Raw genomic sequence first — 13894 nt, forward strand, 5'->3', positions numbered from 1 at the left:
CTTATGAAAATGTCATCAAAACCTTATCATGCCTAGAAATCAACAGCTCAACAAGCATCAAGCCATATAAAAAGCCCCCACTAAGGAGGGCTCCAAACAAAAATCAATTACTTCGCATACACACTGCGTACCACGTTCGTCTGAGAGCGATCTGGCCCTACAGAGAAGATGGACAATGGAATGCCTGTAAGCTGAGATACACGCTCAATGTAATGACGAGCGTTCTCCGGAAGCTCACTTAAGCTTCTAACGCCTGTGATGTCTTCTGTCCATCCTGGCATTTCTTCATACACCGGCTCACATTCAGCAAGTACTTTCAAGCTTGCAGGGAATGCTTCCATCACTTCGCCTTTGTATGTATAAGCTACGCAAATTTTCAGCGTTTCAATACCTGTTAATACGTCGATGGAGTTCAAGGAAAGGTCTGTCATTCCACTTACACGGCGTGCATGGCGTACAACGACACTGTCAAACCAACCTACACGACGAGGACGTCCTGTTGTTGTACCATACTCTCTTCCCACTTCACGGATTTGGTGACCGATTTCGTTGTCTAGTTCTGTTGGGAAAGGACCATCTCCAACACGTGTCGTATATGCTTTTGCAACACCTACAACGTGGTCTATTTTAGAAGGACCTACTCCAGAACCGATAGTAACTCCACCAGCTACAGGATTGGAAGAAGTTACGAATGGGTATGTTCCTTGGTCAATATCAAGCATAACCCCTTGAGCGCCTTCAAAAAGGACGCGGCGGCCATCATCAAGCGCATCGTTTAACACAACAGAAGTATCTGTTACGTATTTTGCGAATTGCTGTCCGTACTCGTAGTACTCATCAAGAATATCTTCTAATTTGAAGCCTTCTGTTTCGTACATTCTTTCAAGCAAACGATTTTTCTCAGCTAAGTTGTGAGCAAGTTTCGCTTCAAAAAGTTCACGGTCAAGCAAGTCCGCAATACGGATACCAACACGAGCTGCTTTGTCCATATAAGCTGGTCCGATACCTTTTTTCGTTGTACCGATTTTGTTAGCCCCTTTACGCTCCTCTTCCACTTCGTCCAATTTTAAGTGATATGGAAGAATAACATGTGCACGGTCTGAAATGCGCAGGTTATCTGTGCTCACACCGCGGTCATGCAAATATTTTAACTCTTTGATTAATGCTTTTGGATCTACAACCATTCCGTTTCCAATGACGCAGATCTTGTCGTTATAAAAAATTCCAGAAGGTATTAAGTGTAATTTATAAGTTTCACCGTTAAATTTAATTGTGTGTCCTGCGTTATTACCACCTTGGTAACGTGCAATCAGCTCGGCATTCTCAGAAAGAAAATCGGTAATTTTTCCTTTTCCTTCGTCTCCCCATTGTGTTCCTACTACAACTACTGATGCCATAGTCCGTACACCTCCACTAAATATGTAACTTTTTATTCTTTTTGAACCAAAGTAAGTTTATCAGCTGATCACTAGAAAGTCAATCAAAACACGAACGTTACATAAATTTAATATTGTGTTTGTTCGTAAATAAGACGGATATCTTACAATTATAGTCCTTTAAGTATAAAAAGGCACCTACATGACGTAGATGCCTTTTATTATGCCCCTGGAGGGACGGATTCATCATCAAATCGCCGCTCCAAATTAACAAATTTATTATATTCTTTTACGAAAGCCAAGGAGACCGTCCCCACAGGACCGTTACGCTGTTTTGCAAGAATGATCTCGATGATGTTCTTGTTTTCACTTTCTTTGTCGTAATAGTCATCACGATATAGGAAACCAACGATATCGGCATCCTGCTCGATACTTCCGGATTCACGAATATCGGACATCATTGGACGCTTGTCTTGACGTTGCTCCACGCCACGTGAGAGCTGAGACAAGGCGATAACAGGGACCTCTAGTTCCCTCGCTAATGCTTTTAGGGAACGGGAAATCTCGGAAACTTCCTGCTGACGGTTCTCTCCGCCACCGCGTCCGCTACCTTGGATTAATTGCAGGTAGTCAATCAGAATCATTCCAAGGCCGCTCTCTTGTCTTAGACGACGGCATTTGGAACGTATTTCACTGACACGGATACCTGGCGTATCATCAATGTAGATACCGGCATTGGACAAGCTTCCCATTGCCATTGTAAGCTTGCTCCAGTCCTCAGCGGTCAATTGGCCTGTCCTTAGGTTCTGCGCATTGATGTTTCCTTCTGCACAAAGCATCCTCATGACCAGCTGCTCAGCACCCATCTCCAGACTGAAAATCGCGACATTTTCTCGAGCTTTTGTAGCTACGTTTTGCGCAATATTCAAGGCGAATGCCGTTTTACCAACGGAAGGACGGGCTGCAATGATAATTAAGTCGTTTCGCTGGAATCCAGCCGTCATTCTGTCCAATTCCGTAAAGCCTGTCTCAATCCCTGTGACTTCCCCTTTACGGTTGTGGAGAGTTTCGATATTATCATAGGTTTTAACGAGTACATCCTTGATGTTTTGGAACACACCGGAGTTTTTTCGTTGAGAAACTTCTAGGATCTGTTTTTCCGCTTCGTTCAATAAGCCCGCCACTTCATCTTCCCTGCTGTAGCCTTCTTGGGCGATGTTGGTTGCGGTACGGATAAGTCGGCGAAGAATGGACTTTTCTTCTACAATCTTTGCGTAATACTCTATATTGGCTGCAGTTGGCACCGAACCTGCTATATCACTAAGGTAAGATACCCCTCCAACTTCTTCTAAAAGCTTCAAGTTTGCAAGCTCGGATGTGACTGTGACGAGATCGACCGGTTCGCCCCGGTCGGAAAGATTCAGCATGCAGTCATATATCTTTTGATGGGCTGCGCGGTAAAAGTCATCTGGCATGACAAGCTCGGACGCCAATGTCAGGGCGGACGGTTCTAAGAAAATGGCTCCGATGACCGCCTGTTCCGCTTCTATATTTTGCGGTGGTATTCTATCTTCAAAAATATCACTCATCCTTGTTCCTCCTCCCAGAAAACGAAACCTACATAGCCTCTCATAAAGAAAACTCGGCGAGATAGCCGAGCACTTTTCTTAATTCTGTTCTGTTACATGCACCTTCAAGGTCGCTGTAACGTCTGTATGCAGCTTTACAGGTACGTTTGTATAGCCTAAAGCGCGAATAGCATCATTTAGCTCCATTTTGCGCTTGTCGATCTTTATTTTATGCTTCTTTTGAAGCTCTTCTGCAATTTGTTTCGTAGTGATGCTACCGAATAAACGGCCACCTTCACCTGCTTTTGTTTGGAACTCAAGCGTAAGCTTTTCCAACGTCTCTTTAAGTTTCTTCGCGTTTTCTAGCTCTTGTTCTGCTTCTTTGGCTTCTTTGTTCTTTTGAGCTTCCAATGATTTAAGGTTACCATTTGAAGCCTCCATCGCCAACCCTTGTTTTAGTAGAAAATTATGGGCATAACCATCTGCCACGTTTTTCACTTCGCCTTTTTTGCCTTTACCTTTTACATCTTTTAAAAATATTACCCTCATTCCTTGGAACCTCCTTCTAAGTACTCTATTAATGCTTGTTTCAGTTTTTCTTCTGCTTCATCAATGGTCGTATTCATTTGTGTGGCTGCATTTGTCAAATGCCCGCCGCCGCCAAGGTTCTCCATGACAACCTGTACGTTGACATCCCCGAGTGATCTTGCACTGATGCTTACTTGGTCCCCGTTCCGATGGGCGATGACGAAAGAAGTATTGATGTCACTCATCGCAAGCAGTGTGTCTGCAGCCTGGGCAATCATCACCTGGTCGAAAGATTCTTCAGGTACACCTTTGGCAATAACAATGCCTTCTTGGTACAAATACGCACTTTCTATCAATTTGGCACGTTTTACGAAACGGTCTAGATTTTCTTTTAACAGTTTTTGCACAAGGATTGTATCTGCTCCTTGTGAACGCAAGTAAGATGCTGCATCAAATGTACGGGAACCTGTACGGACCGTGAAGCTTTTCGTATCTACTATTATACCAGCTAACAGGGCGGTCGCTTCAAGCATTGTGATTTTAATGCGTTTTGGCTGGTATTGCAGGAGCTCTGTCACAAGCTCTGCAGTGGAGGAAGCATAGGGTTCCATATAAACAAGCAACGGATCCTCAATAAAGTCCTCTCCACGTCTGTGGTGATCAATCACAACCACATTATCGATTTTATTTAACAATTTTTCCTCGATCACAAGAGAAGGCTTATGTGTATCTACAACGACCAATAATGTGTCGTTCGTCGCTATTTCGAGAGCATCTTCCGGAGAGATGAACTTTTCCCATAGCTCACTATGGACTTTCAATTCCTCCAACAAACGGTGAATTCCAGCATCAATTTCCTGCTGATTTAAAACAATATACGCATCCTTATGATTGAGTTCTGCCACTTTGGCAATTCCAATGGCCGCTCCAAGTGCATCCATGTCCGGATAGCGATGACCCATGATAACTACTTTATCACTTTCATGAATCAGTTCCTTCAACGCATGGGAAATGACGCGTGCTCGTACTCGTGTCCGCTTTTCCATCGGATTTGTTTTCCCACCATAGAAGCGGACCTTTCCATTGGTCTGCTTGATGGCTACTTGGTCGCCACCACGTCCTAAAGCAAGGTCTAGACTTGATTGGGCAAGGTGACCAAGCTCTGGAAGTGAAGGGACTCCAGTTCCAATACCAACACTTAAAGTAAGTGGCATGCTTTGCTTGGATGTCTGTTCACGCACTTCATCCAAAATGGAAAACTTGTTCTTTTCCAATTGCACAAGGATATGTTCATTTAATACCACAATAAAACGCTCCATCGACGTTCTTTTTAAGAATACGCCGTTTTCTGTGGACCATTTATTGATAATGGAGGTCACCTGGCTGTTGATCGCACTTTTCGTCTGATCATCCATTCCCTGTGTCACTTCATCATAATTGTCTAAGAAAATAATACCAAGCACCGTTCGCTCGTCTTCGTATAATTTTTCAATATGAGTCTGTTCCGTAATATCAAAAAAGTAAATGAGTCGTTCCGCTTTCTTTATGACCACTTTATATTTCCGATCATGTAAAGCAATGGTTTCCGTTTCAATATCCTGCTTTAAAAGAGGAATCAAGTTTTCCCCGACATCATATAACGACCTGCCTACGAGGGTTTCCTCATGAAAACAGGAAGCGAGAAATGGATTTGTCCATTCGATTTGATAATCGTCATTATACAGCATGATACCAATCGGCATCTCCATTAACGCTTCTTCTCCGACCTTTTTTAACCGGTAGGAAAGGGTGGAGATGTACGTTTCCATTTCTTTTTTAGCCTTTTGTTCCACTTTGATGTAAAGATATACAACCAAGCCCAGGAGCAGAAAGCTGACAATCCCTATTTGCCATTGGAAAAACACAATTATCCCCAGCTGTATCAGAGCGATCACAAACAATAAATAGACGGGATAACGCAAATTCAGTTTTTCGAAATAATTAGGCATGTATGTTCAGCTCCTAATTAATAGTTTAGCTCTTTATTTTCCTTGATTATTTCTCTGTATTCTTTCTCTTAATTGAAAACCGATATCTATTATTCCTACCATTCTTATTATATAGACCAAAGGAGTGATTAGGAAGGATAAAATGACCAACGTAATCGGTATTGCTTTAGAGATTTTCTTTATATGACAAAAGAAGAAAATGAATGAGAACCCTTGAACCGTCATTAATAGCATTAAAATGAAGGAAAGATTAAGGACGGCCATAAATAAAGTTGTCCCTTCTTTTGGTGCCATAAGCGATAAAATGAGGACAATCAAGTAGTACCACAACAGGCTCTTAGGAAGCACCAATTCCCGAAATGGCGGGAAGGGACTAACCTTCATCTTCAGTCTTTTTAAAATAAATACTGTTATTAGCTGCGAGAAAAATGCATGAACAAAGGAGGTCAATACCAACAATGTCGGCAATAGGTAGCTCATATAGCCTAGAGCATCCTCAAACACTTCCAAGGATTTTTTTGCATTCTCTTGACCAAGGGAGGTGGCAATTGCTTCTGATGCCCGCATGGACTCCCTGATCATTTCTTGCAGAACTTCAATAAAATCAATATTAAAAAGCACGATGGCCACCACATATGCCAAAATATAATTCAGCAAAAACACCCCTGTAGCAGCACCTAAAATAGCATAACGACTGGCATTCTTTTGGATAAGATGGCCCATCGCCAACCCGACGGTACTAGCTGGTATGCTGAATGTTAAAGCAACAGGTGATCCAATCAGAATACTAAGCACTCCGGCAACCACAACGAGCCAAATTCCTGCCTTCCACCCGTTTCTTGCTGTATAGATGACAAATGGGACAACGAGCGCGAGAAAGGCGACCAGGCCTATAAAAGGGATGAAGAGTGTCATGAGAAGGAGCAGGACGTATATTCCGAGCAATGCTGCACCTTCTGTTATATGTTTTGTTTCCTTCATAAGTATAAACCTCCAAGAACGCTTAGTTACAATATGTATAGTTTATCCTTAAGATTCTATTACAATCAAATGTTATGTTGAGTGGTGGCGTAAACTCCCTGTTGTCCTTCGTTCCAGGTGTTCGCTTTCAGCGGGACGGTGCTTGAGCCTCCTCGGCTTCGCCTGTGGGGTCTCAAGCTACCGTTATCCCCCGCAGGAGTCTCACACCTTGCACTCCGGACAACAGGGTAGAATTTTAATTACAATTAATGTTTTACTAGCAAAAAGGAAGGCAGCAAGATATTCTCTCACTGCCTTCCTTTTATTAATTCGGCTGTATTACTCACCAGATACGTATGGTAGTAATGCCATTTGACGAGCGCGTTTGATTGCGATCGTTAATTTACGTTGGTATTTAGCGCTAGTTCCTGTTACACGACGAGGTAAAATTTTACCACGCTCAGAAACGAACTTTTTCAATACATCGATGTCTTTGTAGTCGATGTGAGTGATACCGTTAGCTGTGAAATAACAAACCTTACGACGTTTGTTACGTCCACCTCTGCGTCCTCCTGCCATTTTATTCACCTCTTCTTTTTTGGATTTTTCGGCTTATAGAGCCATTTTTATAAAACGATTCCTTCTAAAATTAGAACGGCAAATCGTCATCTGATATATCAATCGGTTGGCCATCATTCTTAAATGGGTCGTCATCAACACGAGTATAACCTTGGTTGTTGTTATTGCTGCGCTGTTGGTTCTGATCATACCCAAAGTTAGGTGATGAACCATAGCCTTGATTTTGATTTGGATTAGGTCGAGAAGCATTACCAGTACCACCGGATCCTTTAGGCTCCAGGAACTGAACACTTTCTGCCACTATTTCCGTTACGTATACACGTTTTCCATCTTGGCCTTCATAATTGCGTGTCTGCACACGGCCATCCACACCAGCGAGGCTTCCTTTTTTCAGGAAGTTTGCTGCGTTTTCAGCTTGCTTTCTCCAGACAACACAGTTAATAAAATCAGCTTCGCGTTCGCCCTGCTGATTCTGGAACGTACGATTGACTGCCAATGTAAAAGTAGCAACCGCCACTCCACTTGGGGTATAGCGCAATTCAGGATCTTTGGTCAAACGACCGACCAATACTACGCGATTTAACATCAGAACCACTCCTCCTTGAGACGACGTCCATAAAGAGGACAACTATTATTTTTCTTCTTTTTTCACAACGATATGACGGATGATGTCTTCGCTGATTTTAGCAAGACGATCAAACTCTTGAACTGCAGCTGGCTCAGCAGCTACGTTTACTAGCATATAGTAGCCGTCACGGAAATCATTGATTTCGTAAGCTAAGCGGCGTTTGCCCCACTCTTTTGCTTCAGAAAGATCTGCACCGTTGTCAGTTAGGATCGTATTGAAACGTTCTGTAAGAGCTTTTTTAGCGTCTTCCTCAATGTTTGGACGGATGATATACATGATTTCGTACTTGTTCATCACAGTCACCTCCTTTTGGTCTAAGCGGCCCTTGGTGGGCAAGGAGCAATCAATTATAAATAATCATTACTCACAAATTAAGATTATACCAGAGGGGTCGGATTTTTGCAACATGTCCTATTGGAGTTGGTTTTTTGTGGTAGAGCGTGTTTGCGAAAATGACAAACATATGAGCTACTTGGTACTAAGGAAACAACTATAATGGATAAATTCTTTTTAGAGTGGATATACCGTGCGTTACGATGGATAAATCTTTTTTACAATGGATATCTGTAGCTTTAGAATGGATAAAACCGAATTGTAATGGATAAACGGCTCTATGATGAAAAATTAAAACTCAGTAAACAACTCTAATACCCAGAATCCACTGTTATAAGGTCAATTGAACAAAATAAGAGAGGAATCCCCCTCTCTCAGTCTGTACAAACCCTTAAATAAAGTTGCATATACCGGTTGATCTTCGTTACAGGCGCTTCGCTTTCCGCGGGCGGTCCGGAAGCCTCCTCGGGCTAATGCCCTGTGGGGTCTTCCCTGTCCCTTCCTCCCGCAGGAGTCTGCGCGCCTTCCACTACGATCAACTTGGTTACTGCATTACTCACAAAAAAAGAGAGGGAAAGCAACCCTCTCATCTAACAAATATTATACATTAAAGCGGAAGTGGATAACGTCTCCATCTTTTACGATGTATTCTTTTCCTTCTAGGCGGACTTTCCCTGCTTCTTTTGCAGCTGTGTGAGAACCTGCTGCTAGTAAATCTTCATAGGATACCGTTTCTGCACGGATGAATCCACGTTCAAAGTCGGTATGGATGACTCCCGCGCATTGCGGTGCTTTCATGCCTGTACGGAATGTCCATGCGCGAACTTCTTGTACTCCTGCAGTGAAGTAAGTAGCAAGTCCAAGCAAGTTGTATGCTGCACGAATCAATTGATCTAGGCCCGATTCTTTAATGCCAAGCTCCTCAAGGAACATCGCTTTTTCGTCTGCATCTAGTTCCACAATTTCAGACTCGATTTTCGCGCAAACCGTAATTACTTCTGCATTGTCTTTAGCAGCAAATTCACGAACCTGTTGTACGTATTCGTTGTCGGAAGTGTCGGCTACATCTTCTTCGCCAACGTTTGCTACATATAGGACAGGCTTGCTTGTTAATAGGTGCATACCTTTTAGGTATTTTACCTGCTCGTCTGTCACTTCAACCGTACGTGCCGGAAGCTCGTTTTCAAGCGCTTCTTTTACTAGTACAAGTACTTCATGCTCATATACCGCTTCTTTATCTTTTTGCTTCGCTAATTTTGCGACACGCTCAAGACGCTTATCAACAGATTCTAAATCAGCCAAAATTAGCTCCAAGTTGATCGTTTCGATGTCATTGATTGGGTTCACTCCACCTGAAACGTGAGTGATGTTGTCATCTGCAAAGCAACGTACTACATGGCAAATTGCATCTACTTGACGAATGTGAGATAAGAATTTGTTTCCAAGTCCTTCTCCTTTGCTTGCCCCTTTTACGATACCGGCGATATCAGTAAACTCGAAGTGTGTTGGTACTGTTTTCTTCGGATTTACAAGTTCTGTTAATTTTTGCAGACGCTCATCTGGAACATCTACGATACCTACGTTCGGATCTATGGTACAGAACGGGTAGTTGGCAGATTCCGCCCCCGCTTGTGTGATTGCATTAAAAAGCGTTGATTTCCCTACGTTTGGAAGACCAACGATACCTGCTGTTAAAGCCATTTTATCCACTCCTAACTTCCGTTAACACATATTTAAACCTCCCACAATTATAGATAGAATGGGAGGAAAAGACAAGTTTATTTGAATTCCAATTGCTCTATGTCATCACACGACAGAAGTTAGTGGTTTATTCATCTAGAAGGGGGATTTGTACGTTGCTGATTGCAAATGTCCGAAGTTTTCAGGTTTTTGTCCAAAGTTTCGGCGAAGTTGGCCGAAGATTTCACATTGTTGTCCAAAGTTTTGAATAAGTTGACCGAACAAAATTTTCAAATGACCGAAACTCGTTAATTCTTGGCTAAACGAAGCATTAAATTGTCCGAACATACACCTTTTTCTGGGACTAAATGTCCAAACCATCTTTAGAATTGTCCGAATGGTTTTTTAGAAGTAATAATATTATAAAAAAACCTATTTTCGAGGTCAATTCTTGCAAGTTATCTGTATGTGTCAAATAAACTGTTTTCTAGTTTTCCGCTAATCACAATTCCAATCCTAAGGTAAAGGCTATTCTTCACTTCTAACCAATATCTTCTTAATCTTCCTTGTAAATTCTTTTCGTGGCATGAGAACGGTGTGGTCGCATCCTTCGCATTTGATGCGGATGTCCATTCCCATTCGCACTACTTTCCATCTGTTTGTCCCGCATGGGTGTGCTTTTTTCATTTCTACTACATCATTCAAGCCGAATTCTTTATCTGTCATGTTTCTACACTCCCTACTTTTCTACCTTAATTGGAAGCATGCCCATTTTGCTTTGGTTCCCGGTTATAGAGGACCAATCGCGGAAACGGAATTTCTATTCCTGCTTCGTCTAAACGGTTTTTGACTTCCTTTCTGATTGAACGCCCGATAAACCAATGCTTCATCGGCACTGTTTCACATGTGATCCTGAGTACAACCTCGGAACTGCCCAACGTTTGGATGCCAAGCAGCTCTGGCGGTTCTGTCATTTCCACATATCTTGTTGGCATTTCTGTAAGTAATTCTTTTATCACTCGCTCCGCTTCTTCTATTTTCCCTTCATATGCAATGCTTACATCCACCACGGCTACACTGTTATGAATGGAGAAATTCGTTAATTCTACAATACTGCCATTGGGCAATATATGCAATTCCCCTGTCCAACTTTTTATTTTCGTAGTCCGAAGGCCAATCTCTTCCACATACCCTTCAAATGTGCCGGTTCGAATATAATCACCCACTGAAAATTGGTCTTCAAATATAATAAAAAAACCTGTAATAATATCTTTCACCAAGTTTTGCGCTCCAAAGCCGACAGCAAGTCCAACGATTCCCGCTCCGGCTAAAAGTGCTCTAACATCAATATGAACAATTTCGAGAATCATAATGAAGGCAATAAAATAGACCACGTAGGTTAGCACATTTTGTAAAAGCTTCAGAAGGGTGTTCTCTCTTCGTTCTGATATGCGTATTGGCCCTTTTTCTCTTAGTTTCACAAAGTTTTGAATGATTTTTTTTCCTATCTTGATTATCATGGCTGCAACAAGGATGATCAGAATGATTTTGAGAAATCCTTCTCCAATAGAAACCCAGAGATCCTCATTTAGTAAGGAATTTTTCATTTGTATTAGCACTCGGTTTGTCCATTCCATAATCGCTCTACCTCGATATCTTCATTTGTTTATATCTAGATTCCCCACAAATTGCTATTTTACTAAAACATACACAACGTTTACTTATGAGCTTTCACGGTTTTTGATCGGATAAAGCAGAATACAAACAAGTAGATAGAGATTGATTAAGCCGAATAGTGGGTAAAGTATTGCTACGAGGACGGAAAAGCCCACTGCAGTGAAGGGAACCATTAATAATATGAATACTAAACACATGAGCCAAAGTGGAATTGGCACGACATTTCGAAATCTCGTAACTAAACCGAGCAACCCGGAGGCCGCCGTAGTATAGATGGCTACCCAGAGTAAGATGGTCATAAAGAACAACATATAAAAAGGATAACTCTGGATGATGGCAAAGAGCGGGATTTCGAATAGCCCCAGCTTACTTTGTACGAGAATAAGAGTTTGATTATAAAAAAGCGAGATGACTCCTAAAATGACCCCGCTTCCTACACTTGCGATGATAATTTCCCCTTTACCTTTCACTTCTTTTCCAATCGCAGATAAAACAGCAACAAGTGGAAGAATATTCAATGCTGTAAAGGTAAATCCAGCGGGCCAATTGCTTTGTTTAAGTACGGAAGTAGGAATAACATCCGGGCTATTAAGTACCGCATCTATCAGCACATAGGCTAAGGTCAAAACAATTATTGGGATAATCACGACGTTTACCGTCACCATTCCTTTAACGTCGTAAACAAACAACGCAATTAATAAGAAGCATATGATCGCAATCCCTCCCCAATAAGGGATGGAAAAGACCTGTAAAGCAGCCCCACCACCTGCAAGCATCACAACGGTAGTGGTAAATAAGTAAACGACCATTACGATATTGTATAAATACGATGCCCTCGGCCCGACAAGTTTTCTTAATACGGGGGAGAAATGCTCCGTCTGCTCCTTGCTGCTGATTTGCAGGATGACATAGCACGAAATGATGAAGAACAAGGTAAATAAAAGAATGGCTAGTCCGCTTTCCGAACCGAAAAATTGCCAAAGTTCTCTGCCGGATGCATACCCTGCACCAATCACTGTACCCAATATTAAAAACATCCAGCGAAACCCGCTTTTCCACATACATGTAACCCCCTAAAATATCCGAAAATAAAAAAGTGGACGTATAGTTTCCCATCAATAGTCGTATACTGTTACTACTATTAAGAAGGAGTGGAACCTATGAATCTTAAATCTAATTTTTTTGAGAAGAAGGGAGGCAATATTCGTATTGCTCATGATGAAGTAAATGCTTATAAGGAACTTGCACTTACTTTACAATCCAACCTTCCAACAAGCCTGGTGTACCGCCCCATCGTCATTGTATGCATTGGCACAGACCGGTCAACCGGAGATTCCTTGGGACCACTAGTCGGTACAAAACTTCATGATATAAAGCTTGACCATGTTCATGTATATGGCACATTAGATGATCCTATTCATGCAGTTAACCTAGAAGAGAAGCTTGCACATATTCAAGCAAAGCATCTTACACCTTTTATCATTGCAATCGATGCCTGTCTTGGCAGGTTGAAGAGTGTCGGACAAATTACCATAGGGGAAGGTCCTGTGATGCCTGGAGCTGGAGTGAAGAAAGACTTGCCGCCAGTAGGAGAAATGCATATCACGGGGATTGTCAATGTTAGCGGATTTATGGAATTTTTTGTTTTACAGAATACGAGATTGAGTTTGGTTATGAAAATGGCGACCGTTATAGCGCAATCCATTAAAGAATTAGATCGGTCTATCGAGCGTAAGAATTTCCTTGCATCTGCTGCGAGGGACTCTGAACCACCATTCATGCAAAGCCAAGAATAGAAAAAAGGCCGACCCATTAAAAGTCGACCTTGTAAGAAAGAAATAGGTTACATGATAAAAAAGTATTGTATAAGCACAAGTGCAGCTGCTACTAAAATTCCTGGAAGCAGATTGGCCACTCGAATAGCGGTCACACCTATGATATTCATTCCAATTGCCATAATCATGACCCCGCCAGTAGCGGTGATCTCAAATATGAGCAACTCCAATAAATCTGGTGGGACAAACAGGTCAATTTGAGTAGCAAACAAAGCAATACTACCTTGATAAATCATGACAGGGATGGCAGAAAACAGTACCCCGATCCCTAAAGTTGTAGTCAGAACAATACTAGTGAAACCATCAATGATAGATTTTGTGTACAGCACTTGATGATCGCCTCTAAGTCCACTATCTAAAGAACCGACAACTGACATTGCTCCGATAACAAAGATGAGCGTTGCCGTTACAAACCCCTTTGATACGGAGCCCTGCTGTTTTGACCCCATCTTACGTTCCAGCCAATTGCCGACATTGTTCAGCTTTCGGTCCAGGTTAATCCATTCACCAATTACAGCACCTACTACTAGACTAATAATGACAATGAGAAATTCATTACTCTTAAAACCCATCTGTGTTCCAAGTAAAAATACGGCAAGACCAATGATTTTCATCACCGTTTCTTTCGTATTTTCCGGTATGCGGGTGAAAATTTTTCCTATGAATGTACCGAGCACAATACATATACCATTAACAATGGTTCCTAATAAAACCACTCTAAAGCCCCATTTCTATTAAAAGT

14 protein-coding genes are annotated in these 13894 nt (G+C 41.9%); 1 reads left to right on the forward strand and 13 read right to left on the reverse strand.

Annotated elements, in window-relative coordinates:
* Positions 1–107: 107 nt before the first annotated feature.
* The 12 genes from HF078_RS05635 to HF078_RS05690 form a co-directional block, all read right to left on the reverse strand.
* Positions 108–1397, reverse strand: a complete 1290-nt coding sequence (locus HF078_RS05635) for an adenylosuccinate synthase (protein ID WP_169290255.1) — start codon at positions 1395–1397, stop codon at positions 108–110.
* Between the two features lie 200 nt (positions 1398–1597).
* The gene (gene dnaB / locus HF078_RS05640) at positions 1598–2965 is read right to left on the reverse strand and encodes a replicative DNA helicase (protein ID WP_060665649.1); all 1368 of its coding nucleotides are present in this window, start codon (positions 2963–2965) and stop codon (positions 1598–1600) included.
* A 78-nt stretch (positions 2966–3043) separates the two neighbouring features.
* On the reverse strand, positions 3044–3493 hold the full coding sequence (rplI, locus tag HF078_RS05645; RefSeq protein ID WP_169290256.1) for a 50S ribosomal protein L9: 450 nt from the start codon (positions 3491–3493) through the stop codon (positions 3044–3046).
* Complete coding sequence (locus HF078_RS05650; RefSeq protein WP_169290257.1) at positions 3490–5460, reverse strand: DHH family phosphoesterase; 1971 nt, start codon at positions 5458–5460, stop codon at positions 3490–3492. Before HF078_RS05650 ends, rplI begins: the two co-directional genes overlap by 4 nt.
* A 33-nt stretch (positions 5461–5493) precedes the next feature.
* Positions 5494–6441, reverse strand: a complete 948-nt coding sequence (locus HF078_RS05655) for a YybS family protein (protein ID WP_169290258.1) — start codon at positions 6439–6441, stop codon at positions 5494–5496.
* 318 nt (positions 6442–6759) lie between these two features.
* Positions 6760–6999 (reverse strand): 30S ribosomal protein S18, encoded by a 240-nt coding sequence (gene rpsR / locus HF078_RS05660; RefSeq protein WP_060665645.1) that lies wholly within the window; start codon positions 6997–6999, stop codon positions 6760–6762.
* 70 nt (positions 7000–7069) lie between these two features.
* On the reverse strand, positions 7070–7585 hold the full coding sequence (gene ssb / locus HF078_RS05665) for a single-stranded DNA-binding protein (protein WP_148987018.1): 516 nt from the start codon (positions 7583–7585) through the stop codon (positions 7070–7072).
* 45 nt (positions 7586–7630) lie between these two features.
* Positions 7631–7921: a 30S ribosomal protein S6 gene (gene rpsF / locus HF078_RS05670; RefSeq protein WP_060665643.1), complete on the reverse strand. Its 291-nt coding sequence runs from the start codon at positions 7919–7921 to the stop codon at positions 7631–7633.
* Positions 7922–8560: 639 nt separating this feature from the next.
* Positions 8561–9661, reverse strand: a complete 1101-nt coding sequence (ychF, locus tag HF078_RS05675) for a redox-regulated ATPase YchF (RefSeq protein WP_169290259.1) — start codon at positions 9659–9661, stop codon at positions 8561–8563.
* A gap of 507 nt (positions 9662–10168) precedes the next feature.
* Positions 10169–10366 carry a DUF951 domain-containing protein gene (locus HF078_RS05680; RefSeq protein ID WP_060665641.1) on the reverse strand — a complete coding sequence of 66 codons (198 nt, stop codon included), beginning with the start codon at positions 10364–10366 and terminating at the stop codon, positions 10169–10171.
* A 26-nt stretch (positions 10367–10392) separates the two neighbouring features.
* A complete protein-coding gene (locus HF078_RS05685) occupies positions 10393–11277 on the reverse strand; it encodes a mechanosensitive ion channel family protein (protein ID WP_169290260.1) in 885 nt (294 codons plus the stop codon).
* 84 nt (positions 11278–11361) lie between these two features.
* Positions 11362–12378, reverse strand: a complete 1017-nt coding sequence (locus tag HF078_RS05690) for a YkvI family membrane protein (protein ID WP_169290261.1) — start codon at positions 12376–12378, stop codon at positions 11362–11364.
* A 99-nt stretch (positions 12379–12477) separates the two neighbouring features.
* Between HF078_RS05690 and yyaC the strand changes: the two genes are divergently transcribed.
* Positions 12478–13113, forward strand: a complete 636-nt coding sequence (gene yyaC, locus HF078_RS05695; RefSeq protein WP_169290262.1) for a spore protease YyaC — start codon at positions 12478–12480, stop codon at positions 13111–13113.
* 47 nt (positions 13114–13160) lie between these two features.
* Here yyaC and HF078_RS05700 read toward each other — a convergent pair whose 3' ends face one another.
* Positions 13161–13868, reverse strand: coding sequence for a DUF554 family protein (locus HF078_RS05700; RefSeq protein ID WP_169290263.1), 708 nt, complete (start codon positions 13866–13868; stop codon positions 13161–13163).
* Positions 13869–13894 lie beyond the last annotated feature (26 nt).

Source organism: Bacillus sp. RO2 (assembly GCF_012911845.1).
Lineage (GTDB): Bacteria > Bacillota > Bacilli > Bacillales > Bacillaceae_I > Sutcliffiella_A.